Origin of the sequence: Pseudomonas sp. ICMP22404 (assembly GCF_006227205.1) — a bacterium.
In the GTDB taxonomy this organism is placed as follows: domain Bacteria; phylum Pseudomonadota; class Gammaproteobacteria; order Pseudomonadales; family Pseudomonadaceae; genus Aquipseudomonas.
The window spans coordinates 37,994-54,943 of sequence record NZ_VCNG01000018.1; the positions used below are offsets into that span (position 1 = coordinate 37,994).

General features: G+C 63.2%; 17 protein-coding genes. 11 read left to right on the plus strand and 6 right to left on the minus strand.

The window, feature by feature from the left end; genetic code table 11:
- Positions 1 to 32 precede the first annotated feature (32 nt).
- A complete protein-coding gene (locus FGE05_RS25085; protein ID WP_053191367.1) occupies positions 33 to 1,553 on the minus strand; it encodes an aldehyde dehydrogenase family protein in 1,521 nt (506 codons plus the stop codon).
- 471 nt (positions 1,554 to 2,024) lie between these two features.
- On the opposite strand from FGE05_RS25085, the gene FGE05_RS25090 reads away from it, so the two are divergent.
- The 4 genes from FGE05_RS25090 (at position 2,025) to FGE05_RS25110 (ending at position 6,404) form a co-directional block, all read left to right on the plus strand.
- On the plus strand, positions 2,025 to 3,932 hold the full coding sequence (locus tag FGE05_RS25090; protein WP_139649179.1) for a sigma-54-dependent Fis family transcriptional regulator: 1,908 nt from the start codon (positions 2,025 to 2,027) through the stop codon (positions 3,930 to 3,932).
- A 201-nt stretch (positions 3,933 to 4,133) separates the two neighbouring features.
- A complete protein-coding gene (mpl, locus tag FGE05_RS25100) occupies positions 4,134 to 5,483 on the plus strand; it encodes a UDP-N-acetylmuramate:L-alanyl-gamma-D-glutamyl-meso-diaminopimelate ligase (RefSeq protein WP_139649182.1) in 1,350 nt (449 codons plus the stop codon).
- Complete coding sequence (ubiX, locus tag FGE05_RS25105) at positions 5,480 to 6,127, plus strand: flavin prenyltransferase UbiX (RefSeq protein ID WP_139649184.1); 648 nt, start codon at positions 5,480 to 5,482, stop codon at positions 6,125 to 6,127. The genes mpl and ubiX overlap by 4 nt, the downstream gene beginning before the upstream one ends.
- The gene (locus FGE05_RS25110) at positions 6,120 to 6,404 is read left to right on the plus strand and encodes a YceK/YidQ family lipoprotein (protein ID WP_041023160.1); all 285 of its coding nucleotides are present in this window, start codon (positions 6,120 to 6,122) and stop codon (positions 6,402 to 6,404) included. Before ubiX ends, FGE05_RS25110 begins: the two co-directional genes overlap by 8 nt.
- 163 nt (positions 6,405 to 6,567) lie before the next feature.
- Here FGE05_RS25110 and FGE05_RS25120 read toward each other — a convergent pair whose 3' ends face one another.
- The 3 genes from FGE05_RS25120 to FGE05_RS25130 form a co-directional block, all read right to left on the minus strand.
- On the minus strand, positions 6,568 to 7,209 hold the full coding sequence (locus FGE05_RS25120; RefSeq protein ID WP_139649186.1) for an oxidoreductase: 642 nt from the start codon (positions 7,207 to 7,209) through the stop codon (positions 6,568 to 6,570).
- Between the two features lie 27 nt (positions 7,210 to 7,236).
- Positions 7,237 to 8,955 (minus strand): C13 family peptidase, encoded by a 1,719-nt coding sequence (locus FGE05_RS25125; protein ID WP_139649188.1) that lies wholly within the window; start codon positions 8,953 to 8,955, stop codon positions 7,237 to 7,239.
- 102 nt (positions 8,956 to 9,057) lie between these two features.
- On the minus strand, positions 9,058 to 9,513 hold the full coding sequence (locus FGE05_RS25130; protein ID WP_139649190.1) for a MaoC family dehydratase: 456 nt from the start codon (positions 9,511 to 9,513) through the stop codon (positions 9,058 to 9,060).
- A 237-nt stretch (positions 9,514 to 9,750) separates the two neighbouring features.
- Between FGE05_RS25130 and FGE05_RS25135 the strand changes: the two genes are divergently transcribed.
- The 3 genes from FGE05_RS25135 to FGE05_RS25145 are packed head-to-tail and all read left to right on the plus strand — an operon-like array spanning position 9,751 to position 11,432.
- Positions 9,751 to 10,119, plus strand: a complete 369-nt coding sequence (locus tag FGE05_RS25135; protein WP_139649192.1) for a CidA/LrgA family protein — start codon at positions 9,751 to 9,753, stop codon at positions 10,117 to 10,119.
- Positions 10,116 to 10,832 (plus strand): LrgB family protein, encoded by a 717-nt coding sequence (locus FGE05_RS25140; RefSeq protein WP_139649194.1) that lies wholly within the window; start codon positions 10,116 to 10,118, stop codon positions 10,830 to 10,832. Before FGE05_RS25135 ends, FGE05_RS25140 begins: the two co-directional genes overlap by 4 nt.
- 9 nt (positions 10,833 to 10,841) lie before the next feature.
- Complete coding sequence (locus FGE05_RS25145) at positions 10,842 to 11,432, plus strand: LON peptidase substrate-binding domain-containing protein (RefSeq protein ID WP_139649196.1); 591 nt, start codon at positions 10,842 to 10,844, stop codon at positions 11,430 to 11,432.
- Positions 11,433 to 11,574: 142 nt separating this feature from the next.
- Here the strand turns inward: FGE05_RS25145 and FGE05_RS25150 are convergent, their stop codons facing one another.
- Together FGE05_RS25150 and FGE05_RS25155 are read right to left on the minus strand one after the other, a co-directional pair.
- The gene (locus tag FGE05_RS25150; protein ID WP_139649198.1) at positions 11,575 to 12,891 is read right to left on the minus strand and encodes a bifunctional DedA family/phosphatase PAP2 family protein; all 1,317 of its coding nucleotides are present in this window, start codon (positions 12,889 to 12,891) and stop codon (positions 11,575 to 11,577) included.
- Between the two features lie 180 nt (positions 12,892 to 13,071).
- Complete coding sequence (locus tag FGE05_RS25155; RefSeq protein ID WP_139649200.1) at positions 13,072 to 13,752, minus strand: DNA-3-methyladenine glycosylase; 681 nt, start codon at positions 13,750 to 13,752, stop codon at positions 13,072 to 13,074.
- Between the two features lie 186 nt (positions 13,753 to 13,938).
- Here FGE05_RS25155 and FGE05_RS25160 point away from each other — a divergent pair, with 186 nt between their 5' ends.
- From FGE05_RS25160 to rlmH, 4 genes are all read left to right on the plus strand, one after another.
- Positions 13,939 to 15,210 (plus strand): glutamate-5-semialdehyde dehydrogenase, encoded by a 1,272-nt coding sequence (locus FGE05_RS25160; protein ID WP_139649202.1) that lies wholly within the window; start codon positions 13,939 to 13,941, stop codon positions 15,208 to 15,210.
- A 43-nt stretch (positions 15,211 to 15,253) separates the two neighbouring features.
- On the plus strand, positions 15,254 to 15,898 hold the full coding sequence (gene nadD / locus FGE05_RS25165) for a nicotinate-nucleotide adenylyltransferase (RefSeq protein ID WP_176563036.1): 645 nt from the start codon (positions 15,254 to 15,256) through the stop codon (positions 15,896 to 15,898).
- Between the two features lie 70 nt (positions 15,899 to 15,968).
- Positions 15,969 to 16,463 (plus strand): ribosome silencing factor, encoded by a 495-nt coding sequence (gene rsfS, locus FGE05_RS25170; protein WP_047702701.1) that lies wholly within the window; start codon positions 15,969 to 15,971, stop codon positions 16,461 to 16,463.
- A gap of 9 nt (positions 16,464 to 16,472) precedes the next feature.
- Positions 16,473 to 16,940 carry a 23S rRNA (pseudouridine(1915)-N(3))-methyltransferase RlmH gene (rlmH, locus tag FGE05_RS25175; protein ID WP_003185785.1) on the plus strand — a complete coding sequence of 156 codons (468 nt, stop codon included), beginning with the start codon at positions 16,473 to 16,475 and terminating at the stop codon, positions 16,938 to 16,940.
- Positions 16,941 to 16,950 lie beyond the last annotated feature (10 nt).

The window sequence follows — 16,950 nt, forward strand, 5'->3', positions numbered from 1 at the left end:
CACGCAGAGCGTGGGAACGATCAGCTCCAGGCTTAGAAGAAGCCCAGCGGATTGATGTCGTAGCTCACCAGCAGGTTCTTGGTCTGCTGGTAGTGATCGAGCATCATTTTGTGGGTTTCACGACCCACGCCGGATTTCTTGTAGCCGCCGAACGCGGCGTGCGCCGGGTAGAGGTGGTAGCAGTTGGTCCAGACGCGACCGGCCTTGATGGCCCGGCCCATGCGGTAGGCGCGGTTGATGTCGCGGGTCCACAGGCCGGCGCCGAGGCCGAACTCGGTGTCGTTGGCAATCGCCAGGGCTTCGGCTTCATCCTTGAAGGTGGTGATGCTCACCACCGGGCCGAAGATTTCTTCCTGGAACACCCGCATCTTGTTGGTGCCCTTGAGCAGGGTCGGCTGGATGTAGTACCCGCTGGCGAGGTTGCCTTCGAGTTTTTCCACCTGGCCGCCGGTCAGCAACTGGGCGCCTTCGCCCTTGGCGATTTCCAGGTACGAGAGGATCTTGTCGAACTGCTGCTCGGACGCCTGGGCGCCGACCATGGTGTCGGTGTCCAGCGGATCGCCGCGTTTGATCTGCTCGATCTTCTTCATCACCACTTGCATGAATTCGTCGTAGATCGATTCCTGCACCAGGGCGCGGGACGGGCAGGTGCAGACTTCACCCTGGTTGAAGAACGCCAGCACCAGACCTTCGGCGGCCTTCTCGATGAAGCTCGGCTCGGCCTGCATGATGTCTTCAAAGAAGATGTTTGGCGACTTGCCGCCCAGTTCCACGGTGGACGGGATGATGTTTTCGGCGGCGCATTTCATGATGTGCGAGCCGACCGGGGTCGAGCCGGTGAAGGCAATCTTGGCGATGCGCTTGCTGGTCGCCAGGGCTTCGCCAGCTTCCTTGCCGAAACCTTGCACTACGTTCAGCACGCCGGGCGGCAGCAGGTCACCGATCAGTTCCATGAGCACGCAGATGCCCAGTGGGGTTTGCTCGGCGGGCTTGAGCACCACGCAGTTGCCGGCGGCCAGGGCCGGGGCGAGTTTCCAGGCGGCCATCAGCAGCGGGAAGTTCCACGGGATGATCTGCCCGACCACGCCCAGCGGCTCGTGGATGTGATAGGCCACGGTGTTGCCGTCGATCTCGGCGGCGCTGCCTTCCTGGGCCCGCAGGCAACCGGCGAAGTAGCGGAAGTGGTCGGCGGCCAGGGGGATGTCGGCGTTGAGGGTTTCGCGCACGGCCTTGCCGTTGTCCCAGGATTCGGTGATCGCCAGGGTTTCGAGGTTCTGTTCGATGCGGTCGGCGATTTTCAGCAGGATCAGCGAACGGGCCTGGACCGAGGTGGCGCCCCAGGCATCGGCAGCGGCGTGGGCGGCGTCCAGGGCTTTTTCGATGTCTTCGGCCGTGGAACGCGGGAATTCGGCAATGGGCTGGCCATTGACCGGGGAAGTATTGGTGAAGTACTGACCTTTGACAGGCGCGACGAACTCGCCGCCGATGTAGTTACCGTATTTGCTCTTGAACGAGACGATAGCGCCTTCAGTACCGGGGTGAGCGTAACGCATGGTGAGTTCTCCTTGGCTTTTGTGCTTATACGGGAGGCCGCGCAAATTGAGCGCTGGTATTTAAGCCTAGAGCAAAGGTCGGGCCATTGCCGTGCAGAGCCCGGAAATCAAGACGTTGAGGGGATTTCTTCGGACCAATGGAGGCCCCGCGTGACGATTGCGATACAGAGGGTGTGACACTTTGTGCCAATTGTGAGACAGCCGTTGACCGACGGGTCACGCCAGCATTGCAAAGCGCTTGTGCCTGGAGGATGCTGGGGCAATCTGTGAGTTGCCCAAGTATCGATGGAGACGTCGGGCATCCTGTGGGAGCAAGGCTTGCCCGCGATGAACGATGACGCGGTCTACCTGTGATCCGCGCCAAGGCAATCGCGGGCAAGCCTTGCTCCCACAGAAACAACCCTTTACCTGGGGCTAGGTGTTCAGCAGTGACTCCAGCAAGGCCGCAACCTTCGGGGAGAATAATAAGAAATGCACAGCAACCATTTGAGTCGCCATGCCCAGCAGGTCCTGACAGTTACCCAGGGTAAGGCCCATCTGCAAGGACCCGGCAGCGATCCGTCGATTGCCCGTTCCTGGCTGCGCTGCCTCGAGGACTATCACCTGGACCCAGCCCAGAACCTGGCGCCGACGGTGCTTGAGCATGGCCGGGTGCTGGAAAGCCGCGAGCGTCTGCAGCAAGTGCTGCACATTGCCGGTTCCGAAATGACCAGCCTGCACCAGCAATTGTCCGGCGCCGGCCACGCGGTGCTGCTCACCGACGCCCGGGGCGTGATCCTCAACTGCGTCACCGCTCCCAGCGAGCGCAAGATTTTCGAACGGGCCGGCCTCTGGCTCGGTGCCGATTGGAGCGAAGCCTGCGAAGGCACCAATGGCATCGGCACCTGCCTGGTGGAGCGCCAGGCGCTGACCATCCATCAGGAAGAACATTTTCGTGGTCGCCACACCGGCCTGACCTGCTCGGCCAGCCCGGTGTTCGACCCACATGGCGAACTGCTGGCGGTGCTCGACGTGTCCTCGGCCCGGCCGGACGTGTCGCGCCAGAGCCAGTTCCACACCATGGCGCTGGTCAATCTCTCGGCGAAGATGATCGAGAGCTGCTATTTCCTGCGCTGCTTCGACAATCAATGGCTGCTGCGCTTTCATCTGCAGGCCGAGTCCGTGGGGTTGTTCAGCGAAGGGCTGCTGGCGTTCGATGGAGAAGGGCGGATCAGCGCCGTCAACCAGAGCGCACTCAACCTGCTGGGGCACATTCGTGGTGGCTTGCTGGGCCAGCCGGTAGAGGCGTTTTTCGATTGTTCACTGGACGAGTTGCTGGGCCGGGCCAGCGCCCAGGCCAGCGCCAGTTGGCCGCTGCGCACCCGTGATGGTCGGCATTTGTTCGCGGTGCTGCGTGGTCAGCCTCGTAGCATCCCGGTTCCGCTTGTCCCGGCGCCCAAAGCCATGGAGCCTGCGCGACTGACGGGCATCTGCCTGGGGGATGCGCAACTGCAGGAGCATTTCCGCAAGGCGTTGCGGGTGTTCGAGCGCGATGTGCCGCTGCTGATCAATGGGGAAACCGGTTGCGGCAAGGAAGCCTTCGCCAAGGCCGTGCATCACGCCAGCCAGCGCGCCGGGAAAAACTTCGTTGCCCTCAATTGCGCGGCCATCCCCGAAAGCCTGATCGAGAGCGAGCTGTTCGGCTATCGCGGTGGCAGCTTTACCGGTGCCCGCAAGGAGGGCATGCGCGGCAAGCTGCAACAGGCCGACGGCGGCACCTTGTTCCTGGATGAAATCGGCGACATGCCCTTGGCCTTGCAGACCCGCTTGCTGCGGGTGCTGGAGGATCGTCAGGTGGTGCCCATCGGTGGCGAGCCCGAGACGGTGAACGTGCGCATCATCAGCGCCACCCACCGGCAATTACTTGAGCGGGTACAGGACGGCAGCTTCCGTGAGGACCTGTACTACCGGCTCAACGGCTTGGAAATTCCTTTGCCGGCGTTGCGCGAGCGCAGCGACAAGTCGCAGTTGCTGGACTTTCTGCTGGCCGAAGAAAGCGGCACCGAGACGGTGTTCATCGACGAACCGGCGCGCCGGGCGCTCCTGGCGTTCGACTGGCCGGGCAACGTGCGGCAGATGCGCAACGTCCTGCGCACCCTCGCCGCGTTGTGCGACGGTGGCAGGGTCGGTCTGGACGACCTGCCGGCGATGATTCGCCAGGCACGCCCGGCATTGGAGGAAGCGCCCGCGTCCGAACATCCGCTGGAGGATGCGGAACGTCTGGCGTTGCTCAATGCGCTGGAACAGACCCGCTGGCACATGACCAACACGGCCGAGCAACTGGGCATCAGCCGCAATACCCTCTACCGGAAACTGCGCAAACACGCGATCGCTCGCTGATCACCGCTCCTCCAGGCACCGAAGCCCCCCTGTGGGAGCGAGCCTGCTCGCGATAGCGGTGGATCAGCTTGCGGCCATGTTGCATGTGCCGACGTCATCGCGAGCAGGCTCGCTCCCACAGGGATTTGGGTGTGCCTTAAAGACAAGGTGCGATTTCCCCCTCCCTACGCTAACCTGCGGCCATGTTTTACGAGGTCGACTATGCACATCCATATTCTCGGTATTTGCGGCACTTTCATGGGTTCGATGGCGGTCCTGGCCAAGGAGCTGGGCCATCATGTGACCGGTTCCGACGCCAACGTCTACCCGCCGATGAGCACTCAACTGGAAGCTCAGGGCATCGAGCTGACCCAGGGGTATGACCCGGCGCAACTGGACCCGGCACCGGACCTGGTGGTCATAGGCAACGCCATGTCCCGTGGCAACCCGGCGGTGGAGTACGTGCTCAACAAAGGCCTGCCGTATGTGTCCGGGCCGCAGTGGCTGGCCGACCACGTGTTGCAGGGCCGTTGGGTCCTGGCCGTGGCGGGTACCCACGGCAAGACCACCACCAGCAGCATGCTCGCCTGGGTGTTGGAACACGCGGGCATGAGTCCGGGCTTCCTGATCGGCGGTGTGCCGCAGAATTTCTCGGTGTCGGCGCGCCTGGGCGGTACGCCCTTCTTCGTGATCGAAGCCGATGAATACGACAGTGCGTTTTTCGACAAGCGTTCGAAATTCGTCCACTACCGCCCGCGCACGGCGATCTTGAATAACCTGGAATTCGATCACGCGGACATCTTCCCTGATCTGGCGGCCATCGAGCGGCAATTCCACCATCTGGTGCGCACCATTCCGAGCGAAGGTCTGGTGATTCACCCGACCACCGAGCCGGCCTTGCAGCGGGTCATCGAAATGGGCTGCTGGACCCCGGTGCAGACCACCGGCGCGGGCGGACAGTGGCAAGTCAAGTTGCTGAAGGAAGACGGTTCGCAGTTCGAGGTGATGTTCGAAGGCCAGTCCCAAGGCGTCGTGGAGTGGGAACTGACCGGCCAGCACAACGTCGCCAACGCCCTGGCTACCTTGGCGGCCGCGCGTCATGTGGGTGTGGTGCCGTCGATGGGCATTGCCGCATTGAGTGCGTTCAAGAGCGTCAAGCGTCGCATGGAAAAGGTCGCCGACGTGCACGGCATCACCATCTATGACGATTTCGCCCACCATCCGACCGCCATTGCCACCACCCTCGACGGTTTGCGCAAACGTATTGGCGATGCGCCGCTGATCGCGATCATCGAGCCGCGCTCCAACTCGATGAAACTTGGCGCCCACCGCGATGGCCTGCCGGAAAGCGTGGTCGATGCCGATCAGGTGATCTGGTATGCGCCGGCCAACCTCGGTTGGGACCTGGGGGCCACGGCCGCACTGTGCACGGTGCCGTCGATTGTCAGCGATTCCCTGGAAGGCATCATCGAGCGCGTGAAGAGCCAGGCCCAGCCCGGCACTCACGTGGTGATCATGAGCAACGGCGGCTTCGGCGGCCTGCACGGCAAACTGGCTGAGGCGCTGCAATGAACACTCGCTTCGAGAGCAATGGTCCGGAGCGCATCACGCTGGCGATGACCGGTGCGTCCGGCGCCCAGTACGGCTTGCGCCTGCTCGATTGCCTGGTGCGAGAAGACCGTGAGGTGCACTTTCTCATTTCCAAGGCCGCGCTGTTGGTGATGGCCACGGAAACCGACGTGACCCTGCCGGCCAAGACCCAGATGATGCAGGCCTTCCTCACCGAATACACCGGGGCGGCGGCGGGGCAGATCCGGGTGTACGGCAAGGAAGACTGGATGTCGCCGGTGGCGTCGGGCTCCGGCTCGCCGGCGGCCATGGTGGTGGTGCCGTGTTCCACCGGCACGCTGTCGGCGATTGCCACCGGGGCCTGCAACAACCTGATCGAACGGGCCGCAGACGTGACGCTCAAGGAGCGCCGCCAGTTGATCCTCGTGCCGCGGGAGGCGCCGTATTCGAGCATTCATCTGGAGCACATGCTCAAGCTGTCGAACATGGGCGTGACCATCTTGCCGGCCTCGCCGGGCTTCTATCACCAGCCGCAGACCATCGACGACCTGATCGATTTCGTGGTCGCGCGGATTCTCAACCTGATGAATATCCCCCAGGACATGTTGCCGCGCTGGGGCGAGCACCATTTGAGCAGTGATGAATAAGCTGTTGATCGTTCTGCTGGCGCTGCAACTGACCGGCTGCGCCACCGCCCGCACCCTGGACGCCGCCAAGCCTGGCGCACCGGTGGTGTATGCGGGTACTCGCCTGGATCTTTACGCCCTCAACGGTGGCTGTTGCGCCAAGGATCGCTTTGGCGCCGAAGCCCCGAGCTACCCTGGCGTCGATCTGCCGGGCAGTGCGTTGCTCGACACCTTGTTATTGCCGTTGTCGTTGTTTACGGCGATGGGAGTGGGGTTTCAGGCGACGGGTGGGTTGTAATCACCGAATCCTGGCCTTATGGCGAGGTCACTTTCTGTGGGAGCAAAGCTTGCTCGCGATGCGGCCGCCTCGGTTCCAAGGCAAGAAACGCGTCAACTTCATCGCGGGCAAGCCTTGCTCCCACAGTTTGCTGCTGAAAATCCTGTTTCAGCAGCCTTAAGAGTCACTTGCCCAGCTTACGCAACTCATCCGACTCCACCACCCGCACCCCATCCTGTTCTTCCAGCGCCAGGCGCCACATGGCGCGGGCCAGTTGGCAGGCTTCGATGCCGTGGTACTTGCCGGGAATCAGTTTCGACAAGGGCCCGGCCAATTGCTCGGCCAGGCGGGGTTCGACGCGCTCGCCCAACAGCAGGGAAGGACGGCAGATGGTCAACTGCGGCCAGTCTTGGGCCTTGAGCGCCACTTCCATTTCGCCTTTGACCCGGTTGTAGAAGACGGATGACTTCGCATCAGCCCCCAGGGCGCTGATCACCACCAGATGCCGTGCGCCCAGCGCCCGGGCACGTTTGGCGAAGGCCACGACCAGGTCCAGGTCCACCGCGCGAAAGGCTTGTTCCGAGCCGGCCTTCTTGATGGTGGTGCCGAGGCAGCAGAAGGCGATGTCGACCTGGCCGCTGAGGTGAGGCAATACGTCGTCCGGTTCCCCAACCGGGTTTTCCAGGCGTGGATGCTCGGCCAACGGCCGGCGGGAGGGCGCCAGGACGCGGCTGATGGTCGGCTCGTTGAGCAGCCGATCCAGCAGGTGTTCCCCGGTCAATCCGGTAGCGCCGGCGAGCAAAACATGCTGAGGCGTCAAGTACATAGTGTTTCCCCCTTGATACGGTTCAGCTTAGTTGCTCTTTTTGGCCTCGTCGTTCAGTGCAGCACTTTGCAATGCTTTTCGTGCCTGCAATTTGCGCAGCAGTTGCCAGTGGGAGAGGACGGTCCTGGGGGCCCAGATCTGCGGCTCGGACGCCTCGAAATTATCCGCCTGCTCCCGTTCGGCCACAGTGGCCTTGGCCAGCTTGAAGGCTTGTTCCAGGTCGTCGGTCTGGTTCAGCGCCTGGGCGAACAACGCATCGCCGAAATAGGTGAAGTTGGCTTCCTCGGAGCAACCGAAGGACACCCGGTCGGCCCGTGAAGCGGTCATGACCAGGGTGCGTTCGTCCTTGAGCGCCGGGATGAAACCGCCGGAGTAGCAGGCCGAGATCACCACGATCTTGTCGCGGTTCTTCAGCGGTGCCAGCACCACGGCCAGTTCGTCGGCGGGCAGGTCGGCCAGTTCCATGCGTGGCTGGTCGAGTACCAGTTCATGTTCGCTGGTGCCATGGCTGGTCAGGTAGATGAAAATCAGGTCTTCCGGGCCGCTGCGTTCGGCCAGGGTGCTGGCGGCGCGGCGCAGGCTTTCGCGGGTCGCCATGGGGCGGTCGCCCAGGTGATCGCGATGATTGACCAGGCGGATCTGGCCGAACGCGCCGAAACGGCTGGCGAGCATGTTGGCAACATAGTCGGATTCGCGCAGGAACACGCTTTGCTTGCCGTCTCCGCCCAGAGTCAGGCTGTACAGCTCCACTGCTGGTGTCGAAGCGGGGATCTGGGCCAGGGCGTCGTCCAGCAGGCGGCCCTGTGACAGCAGGCCGAGTTCGAGTACGTCCGGCAGCAGCTTGCCATCCGCGTCGCGCACCCGCTGGCCGTTGGACCAGGTGCCGCTTTGTACCGTACCGTCGGTCAGCACCAGGGTGCCGCGCCCGTGGTAACTGTCGTTTTCGAACGCACCGATGTAAAAACTGCCATCGGGCAGGTTCAGGCGGCCCTGGCCGGTAAAGCGCCATTCATTGAAGCGGCCGAGGTAATGGCTGCCATCGGCGCCGATCAGCTCGCCCTTGCCGGTGAGCGCGCCGTCCTTGAACTGGCCGATCCAGACGTCGCCGTCGGCATTTTCGTAGCGGCCGCGGCCGTTGAGCTGGTTGTTCTTGAAGCTGCCGACATAGACATCGCCTTCGGCGCTGTTGAACGTGCCTTTGCCCTGGAGCTGGCCATCGACGAAATGCCCGGTGAACTGGTTGCCGGCGGCATCGAAGCGCTGACCATCGCCGTTGGGCTTGCCGTTGGCGAACGGGCCCTGGTACTGGCTGCCGTCGGCGAGCTCCAGGCGGCCGAGGCCCGAATACCGGTCGGCCTTGAATTCGCCGCGGTAGGTGACGCCGTTTTCCTTGAGCGTGCCTTCGCCGTCCCGTCGCCCCAGCTTGAAGCCACCGGTGTAGCTGCTGGTGGGCGTGTCGAGGCTGCCCTGGCCGTGGAACAGGCCTTGCTGGAACTGGCCGCGATAGACTTCGCCATTGCTGCCGTGCCATTCCCCGGTGCCATGCCATTGGCCTTTGTCGAACTGTCCGGCATACCAACTGCCGTTGGGATAGTCGATGCGTCCCTGGCCCTGCAGCAGCCCGTTCACCAGATCGCCGCGATAGCGTCCGCCATCGGGCAGGCGTGCGTCAGGCGGCAACAGGGATTCGCCATCGCCGCAGGCGGCCAGCAGGAGGGTCAAAGCCAGGGGGAAAAGTAAGCGCATAACGGGATCCAGATAATCAGGCGACGAGTATGCCGCAGCTATGCGCGATAGAACTAGAGAAGCGGTGCGAAACTGCCTGGGCGGTTTCGCATGCGCAAAGGGTTACACGAAGCAGAGCGACAGGGGTTCGGCGATGTAGGCCGGTTTGTCCGAGCCTTCGATTTCCAGCGTGGCGTTGGCTTTGAGCAGCCATTGGCCGGGTTTTTTCTCGGTGGCATCCACCAGGTCGACTTTGAGCCGCACCTTGGAATCGACCTTTACCGGCTGGATGAAGCGCACGCTGTCCAGTCCGTAGTTGACGACCATTTTCACGCCTTCAGGCAGGATCAGAATGTCTTCCATCAGCTTGGGCATCAGCGACAGCGACAGGAAGCCGTGGGCAATGGTGCTGCCGAATGGCGTCTGTGCGGCCTTGACCGGATCGACGTGGATGAACTGAAAGTCGCCTGTGGCTTCGGCGAACAGGTTGATGCGGTCCTGGTCGATGGTCAGCCAGTCGGAACGTCCGAGTTCCTTGCCGACATAATCTTTGAGCGCTGCAACGGGAACATAGGGCATTGAGACTCTCCTTGGTTCATCGGTTCTATCTTTGGTACGGGGGTAGGTGGCCTGCGTGGTCAATTCGTGTGCTCAAATTAGCCGTACAGGCCACTGGCGCCCCCGGGAACCACTGTAGATCAACATGACGCACAGGGCAGGTCACTGACCATGCTTTTTACGAATGCCGGTCCATAGCCTGGGCGTGCTTATAATGCGGGCGCTTTCATTGGGTAGAGGTTGCAGGGGAGAGGACGGATGTTGCTACGGGGCCTGACCTGGCTGGTGCTGTTCCAATTGCTGGGCACCGCCATCAATCATTTATTCTTGCCGGTGCTGCCGGGGCCGATCATCGGCCTGCTGCTGTTGCTGGGCTATTTGATCGTCCGTGGCGAAGTCGCCGAGCCATTGAGCCTGGCCGCCAGCAGCTTGCTGCGTTACTTGCCGTTGCTGCTGGTGCCGCCGGCGGTGGGGGTGATGGTCTACGCCCGGGCCATCGCCGCCGATTTCTGGGCCATCGTCGGCGCGCTGGTGTTGTCGCTGGTCCTGTCCATGGCGTTCACCGGGGTGTTGATGCAGCGCCTGGGCCGGCATCACGTCGCGGCCGTGGAAGAGGACCAGCCATGATCCTCGACTGGCAGGGCGCCTGGGCGTCGGTGATCCATCATCCGCTGTTCGGCATCGGCATTACCCTGGGGGCCTATCAACTGGTATTGGCGGCATTCGAAAAGACCCGCTGGGTATTCCTGCAACCGGTGCTGATGTCGATGGTGCTGCTGATCGGTGTGCTGGTCAGTTGCGGCATCAGCTACGCCGAATACCGCAAGAGCACCGAAATCCTCAGCATCCTGCTGGGGCCAGCCACGGTCGCGCTGGCGGTGCCGCTGTACCTGAACCTGCGACGGATCCGGCAATTGTTCTGGCCGATCTTTACTACGCTGGTGATAGGCGGGGTGTTCGCCACCGGCTCCGCGGTGTTGCTGGGCTGGGCGTTTGGCGCCGAGCACATGATTCTGATGACCATGGCGCCCAAATCGGTGACCTCTCCGATTGCGATGCTGGTGGCCGAGCAGATCGGCGGCGTGGCGGCCATGGCGGCGGTGTTCGTCTTGATCACCGGGGTACTCGGGGCGATCCTGGGCCCGAGCATCCTGACCAGGCTGGGTGTCCACAGCCCTGAAGCCCGGGGCATGGCCCTGGGCCTGACAGCTCATGCGGTAGGGACTTCGGTGGCGTTGCAGGAAAGCGAAGAGTCCGGCGCCTTTGCGGCGCTGGCGATGAGTCTGATGGGCGTGGCCACGGCGGTGCTGCTGCCGCTGGTGGTGTCGATGACGGTCTAGGAAACAGTTATGAATTTGCCGCTTTTTCCGTTGAACACCGTGCTTTTCCCCGGCTGCATTCTCGATTTGCAGATATTCGAGGCACGTTACCTCGACATGATCGGGCGCTGCATGAAGAAGGGCGAAGGGTTCGGGGTGGTGTGCATCCTGGACGGGCAGGAAGTCGGCATCGCGCCGCAAGGTTATGCACGGGTCGGCTGTGAGGCGCTGATCACCGACTTTTCCCAGCAGGACAATGGCCTGCTGGGAATTCGCGTGCAGGGCGGACGCCGCTTTATCGTGCATGGCAGCAGTGTCCAGGCCGACCAGCTCACCGTGGCCGATGTCGAATGGCTGGAGGATGAACCGGAGCAACCGCTGCAGGATGAGGACGCCGACCTGGTGGCGCTGCTCCAGGCCCTGGCCGAGCACCCGATGGTCGAGGCCCTGAACATGGGCACCGAGGCGACCGGCCAACAGTCATTGGCCAACCAACTGGCTTACCTGCTGCCGTTCAATGAGCTGGACAAGATCGACTTGCTGCAACTGGATGATCCGCAACAGCGCCTGGATGCGATTCAGGCGCTGCTCGATGAGTTGCAGGGCGAGCTCTTCGCCTGAGGCTGTTCACCGCAAATCATTGTGGGAGCGAGCCTGCTCGCGATGGCGGCGTGTCAGCGAAGCAGGTGTTGGCTGAGGCGCCGCCATCGCGAGCAGGCTCGCTCCCACAGGGATTCCTCTGTGCCGATGAAATCAGTCTGCATCAATAGGCATACCGCAGCATCCCATGGGGCAGGTGCCGCAGGGCAAAGAAGCTGAATGCGGCCACCAGCGCCGGCAGGATCAGCCACCAGATCTTCGGCGGCATGGCGGGCAACGGAGTCTGGCGCTGGCTCAGCCACAGGACGGCGGCGCAGACGCAGGCGGCGAGCATGGCGCCAGCCAGGATGTCGCTGGGCCAATGGGCGCCCAGGTACACCCGGGACAAGGCAATCGCCAGCGCCGGCAGACAGCCCAGCAGCAGCCAGGTCAGGCGCAGGCGTGGCGGTTGTCCGCGACCGGCCAGGACCGCGAGCGCCAGGAACAGCGCGAACGAACCGGAGGCATGGCCACTGGGCATGCTGTAGCTGGTCAGCGGATCGGCCAGGATTTCCGGGCGCACGCGGGCGAAGAAATGCTTGCTGCCGGTATTGGCCAGGGCGGTGAGCAGCATGGTGGCGCCGGCGAAGATCGCCTGTCGCCATTGGCGGGCCAGCAACAGCAATCCGGTCAGCAGGGCGCTGAAGATCAGCATGAAGCGGAATTCGCCGATCAGCGTGAAGGTCACGGCGATCTCGTCCAGCATCGGGCTGCGATGTTCCTGGACCAGGGTCATCAACCCTTGGTCGAAGGCCGTCAGGTAGCGGAAGCCGATGAACAGGCCAAGCAGGATCACCAGGCCCAGGCCGGCAATCAGCGCCGTGGCATGTCGGTGACGCCGCAGGCTGCTGTTGACACTCAACCCGATCATCACCGCGACGCTGCCGATGACGATGCCGGCCTGTAGCCAGAAGCCTTCGGGCAACGGCAGGCGAATCGCCGCCCCGGTGGCCCAGCCCGGCAACAGATACGCCACGCTCCAGCCCGACGCGGCCAGCAGGCTGACGGCGGCAAAGCGGGGGAAGGGCATGTCGCACATCCCGGCGATCATCGGCAGCATCGGTCGCAGCGGGCCGATAAAGCGTCCCACCAGCAGGCTGGCGATTCCGTAGCGCTGAAAATAGCTTTCCGCCGCGTTCATCCATTCCGGGTGGTGCCGCAGTCCCGGCAGGCGTCGGATGTTCTGGTGGAAGTGCCGGCCGAGGAAATATGAGGCCAAGTCCCCGAGCAAGCCTCCCAGCAAGCCCAGCAACAGTGTCTCGCCCAGGGACAAGGCGCCACTGCCGGCCAGCACCGCCACGGCAAACAGCAGCACGGTGCCCGGTACGATCAACCCGGCAATCGCCAGGCACTCCACGCACGCCACGATGAACACCGCCACCGCCAGCCATTGCGGGTTGGCAGCTAGCCAGCCAGTGATGCTATCGAGCCATGGGCCCATAAATACAACTCCATTGAATGTGCACTGTTTTACTGTGGGAGCGAGCCTGCTCGCGATAGCGGTGTGTCAGTCAACATCAATATTGGATGTACGGACGCCATCGCGAGCAGGCTCGCTCCCACAGGGGATCTGTTGTGAAGCAAAAAAACCTGGTTCCCACAGGAAATTGTGTTGCATCGCTCATGGCAGCAAAAAATAATCGCGCCCCTCGACCTGTCCGCGCCGCAACGGGTTGCGGGTGCACCACGGTGCGTAGGCGGCGTCGACGAAACGGTAGGGCAGATGCTCGTCGCGTCCCAGTGGGATGCCCAGGCGGGTGGTCTGGATCACATTGACCGTCGGCACCGCCACGTCTTCCACCAGCAACCGTTCAGGGTCGAAGCGTTTGGCGTCCCATTCCGGCACCTTCAGCCCCAAGGCCTTGCACAGCAGGGTCTGGCCGGCGCAGAGCTTCTGCGGCGTACGTGGGCGGCCTTGGGCGTCGGGATTGTTCAGCAGCATCTGCGCCAGGCTGTCCGGACCGGAGATGCCATCGACCCATGGGTACGCCGATTTGATCAGCACCGCGTTACCCGGTCCCTGGGCGCTGAAGTTCAGCGAGTCGCCGCCCCGGGCGTAGTACATATAGATGTGGCCGCCGTCCAGAAACAGTGCCTTGCGTTTTTCCGTATAGCCCAGGGAGGCGTGGCTGCCCTTTTCGGCGAAATAGTACGCTTCGGTCTCGATGATTCGGGCGCTGAGCCACAGCTCGCCGACCCTGTGGCGAATGACTTTGCCCAGCAGGTCCCTGGCGAGCACCTGGGCGTCGCGGTCAAAAAAGGCATGGGGCAAGGCGTTTGGCGTAGGTGGCGAATCGGTCATGGCAGTAGACGAATTGAGGCCAAAGGAAGGGCGATGATAGCAATGGAAATCTTAATCGCCGCTGAACAGGTGAAATTCCTGACAGTTTTGCGCCTCCGCCGGTCACCACTGTGAGTCCATGCTGTTAGTCGAGGGTTACGACAGCTATAATCTGCCGCTTTCCTCTTCGCCAAGACCACACAGACCATGACTGAGTCCGTTCTTGACTACATGACCCGCCTGGGTCGCGCCGCTCGCGAAGCGTCGCGCATCATCGGCCGTGCCAGCACCGCGCAGAAAAACCGCGCCCTGCAAGCCGCCGCCAATGCGCTGGACGCCGCTCGCGCCGAGTTGTCCGCCGCCAATGAGCTCGACCTGGCCGCCGGCCGGGCCAATGGCCTCGAGCCGGCCATGCTCGAGCGCCTGGCGCTGACCCCGGCGCGCATCGACGGCATGATCGTCGGTCTGCGCCAGGTGGCGGCACTGCCGGACCCGGTCGGGGCGATCCGCGACATGAGCTACCGGCCATCGGGTATTCAGGTCGGCAAGATGCGCGTGCCCCTGGGCGTGGTCGGGATCATCTACGAGTCGCGGCCGAACGTGACCATCGATGCCGCGAGCCTGTGCCTGAAGTCCGGTAACGCGACCATCCTGCGCGGCGGTTCCGAGGCGATTCATTCCAACCGTGCCATTGCCGCCTGCATCCAGCGCGGCCTGGCCGAGGCCGGTCTGCCGGCCGCCGTGGTGCAAGTGGTGGAAACCACCGACCGTGCCGCTGTCGGCGCGCTGATCACCATGCCCGAATTCGTCGATGTCATCGTGCCGCGCGGCGGCAAGGGCCTGATCGAACGGGTCAGCCGCGATGCCCGTGTACCGGTGATCAAGCACCTGGACGGTATCTGCCACGTCTACGTCAGTGCTCACGCCGAGCTGCCAAAGGCCCAGCGCATCGCCTTCAACGCCAAGACCTATCGTTACGGCATCTGCGGCGCGATGGAAACCCTGCTGGTGGACCAGGCCGTTGCCCAGGACTTCCTGCCGGCGATGGCTGCCCAGTTCCGCGAAAAAGGCGTCGAACTGCGGGGTTGCGAGCGCACCCGGGCGATCATCGAGGCGGCGCAAGCCACCGAAGAGGACTGGAACACCGAATACCTGGCGCCGATCCTGTCGATCCGCGTGGTCGACGGTCTGGACCAGGCCATCGAGCACATCAATCGTCACGGCTCCCACCACACCGACGCCATCGTCAGCGAACACCAGGGCGAAACCCGGCGCTTCCTGGCTGAAGTGGATTCGGCGTCGGTGATGATCAACACCCCGACCTGCTTCGCCGATGGCTTTGAATACGGATTGGGCGCCGAGATCGGCATTTCTACTGATAAGCTGCACGCCCGCGGCCCGGTCGGCCTAGAAGGCCTGACCTGCGAGAAGTATATCGTGGTCGGTGATGGCCAGTTGCGCGGACAGGAGCCGGTCTGACTTGGGCGACCTCGACCCGTCAGCCGCTGTGACGACGACAGCTGTGCCCAGGCGCATCGGCATCCTGGGCGGCACGTTCGACCCGGTGCACATCGGCCATTTGCGCGGTGCGCTGGAAGTCGCCGATGCCCTGGGCCTCGATGAGCTGCGCCTGACGCCCAACGCTAGGCCGCCTCACCGGGATACACCGCAGGTGTCGGCGCAGGACCGTCTGGCGATGGTCGAGTGCGCGGTGACCGGCGTGTCGCCGCTGGTGGTGGACGCCCGCGAATTGCAGCGGGACAAACCGTCCTACTCCATTGACACCCTGGAGCTGATGCGGGCCGAAATGGCCGCCGACGCCCAGGTTTTCCTGCTTCTGGGCTGGGACGCATTTTGCGGCCTGCCCACTTGGCACCGCTGGGAAGAGTTGCTCCAGCATTGCCACATCCTGGTGCTGCAACGCCCGGATGCCGACAGCGAGCCGCCGGATGCCTTGCGCAACCTGCTGGCGGCACGCTCGGTGAGCGACCCGCTGGCCCTCAAGGGGCCGAGCGGACAGATTGCATTCGTCTGGCAGACACCGCTCGCGGTATCCGCCACCCAGATCCGTCAACTGCTGGCCAGCGGTAAGTCGGTACGTTTCCTGGTGCCCGACGCGGTCCTGGCCTACATCGATGCGCACGGGCTGTACCGTGCGTCGAACTGAACGAGGCTGCTTCAAGGCACGTGAGTACGTGTAGCGAAGCGCCCGAATATACGAGCAAAACGAGTTTTATATGACTGACAAAGACGTAAACAAAGTAAAGCGCAAGGGCACCTTCAAGAGCGCCCCGCTGCCCGTGGAGGCGCACACTGGCGCCGTGCTGGCCGGCGAAGAGCTGGTCAAGGTGGCCGTTGCGGCCCTGGAAGACGTCAAGGCCCAGGACATCCAGGTGATCGACGTTCGTGAAAAGCAGAGCATCACTGACTTCATGATCATCGCCACCGGTACCTCCAACCGCCAGATCGGCGCGATGCTGGACAAGGTCCGCGAAGCGGTCAAGGCCCAGGGTATCAAGCCGCTGGGCGAAGAAGGCAAGGGCGACAGCGACTGGGTCCTGCTGGATATGGACGATGTCATCGTGCACATGATGACCGCCTCGGCACGCCAGTTCTATGACCTGGAGCGCCTGTGGGCCGGTGCCGAACAGAGCCGTGCGGCGGATGCCCGTCACCACAGCCCTGAAAACACCCATGAGCACTTCACCAAGCTCAACAAAGACCAGCAGTAAGGGATCGCTGTGCGACTGCGCCTGATCGCCGTCGGTTCCCGCATGCCCAAGTGGGTGGAAGAAGGCTGGCATGAATATGCCAAGCGTCTTCCTTCCGAGCTGGCCCTGGAACTGGTGGAAATTCCGCTCAATACCCGTGGGAAGAACGCCGACGTGGCGCGCTTCATCCGCCAGGAAGGCGAAGCCATGCTGGCCAAGGTCGGGCCGAACGAGCGCATCGTCACCCTCGAGGTCCACGGCAAGCCCTGGAGCACCGAGCAACTGGCGGTCGAGCTCGATCGCTGGCGGCTGGACTCGCGCACGGTGAATTTTATGGTCGGTGGCCCGGAAGGGCTGGCGCCGGAAGTCTGTGCGCGGGCCGATCAGCGCTGGTCGTTGTCGCCCCTGACGTTGCCGCACCCGTTGGTGCGGATCCTGATCGGTGAACAGTTGTATCGTGCCTGGACAGTCCTGTCCGGGCACCCTTACCACAAGTAATCCTGCCCTC

Bases quoted from the DNA above. Each gene is read 5' to 3' on its own strand.
- FGE05_RS25085 (WP_053191367.1), bottom strand. From the start codon at position 1,553: ATGCGTTACGCTCACCCCGGTACTGAAGGCGCTATCGTCTCGTTCAAG.
- FGE05_RS25090 (WP_139649179.1), top strand. From the start codon at position 2,025: ATGCACAGCAACCATTTGAGTCGCCATGCCCAGCAGGTCCTGACAGTT.
- mpl (WP_139649182.1), top strand. From the start codon at position 4,134: ATGCACATCCATATTCTCGGTATTTGCGGCACTTTCATGGGTTCGATG.
- ubiX (WP_139649184.1), top strand. From the start codon at position 5,480: ATGAACACTCGCTTCGAGAGCAATGGTCCGGAGCGCATCACGCTGGCG.
- FGE05_RS25110 (WP_041023160.1), top strand. From the start codon at position 6,120: ATGAATAAGCTGTTGATCGTTCTGCTGGCGCTGCAACTGACCGGCTGC.
- FGE05_RS25120 (WP_139649186.1), bottom strand. From the start codon at position 7,209: ATGTACTTGACGCCTCAGCATGTTTTGCTCGCCGGCGCTACCGGATTG.
- FGE05_RS25125 (WP_139649188.1), bottom strand. From the start codon at position 8,955: ATGCGCTTACTTTTCCCCCTGGCTTTGACCCTCCTGCTGGCCGCCTGC.
- FGE05_RS25130 (WP_139649190.1), bottom strand. From the start codon at position 9,513: ATGCCCTATGTTCCCGTTGCAGCGCTCAAAGATTATGTCGGCAAGGAA.
- FGE05_RS25135 (WP_139649192.1), top strand. From the start codon at position 9,751: ATGTTGCTACGGGGCCTGACCTGGCTGGTGCTGTTCCAATTGCTGGGC.
- FGE05_RS25140 (WP_139649194.1), top strand. From the start codon at position 10,116: ATGATCCTCGACTGGCAGGGCGCCTGGGCGTCGGTGATCCATCATCCG.
- FGE05_RS25145 (WP_139649196.1), top strand. From the start codon at position 10,842: ATGAATTTGCCGCTTTTTCCGTTGAACACCGTGCTTTTCCCCGGCTGC.
- FGE05_RS25150 (WP_139649198.1), bottom strand. From the start codon at position 12,891: ATGGGCCCATGGCTCGATAGCATCACTGGCTGGCTAGCTGCCAACCCG.
- FGE05_RS25155 (WP_139649200.1), bottom strand. From the start codon at position 13,752: ATGACCGATTCGCCACCTACGCCAAACGCCTTGCCCCATGCCTTTTTT.
- FGE05_RS25160 (WP_139649202.1), top strand. From the start codon at position 13,939: ATGACTGAGTCCGTTCTTGACTACATGACCCGCCTGGGTCGCGCCGCT.
- rsfS (WP_047702701.1), top strand. From the start codon at position 15,969: ATGACTGACAAAGACGTAAACAAAGTAAAGCGCAAGGGCACCTTCAAG.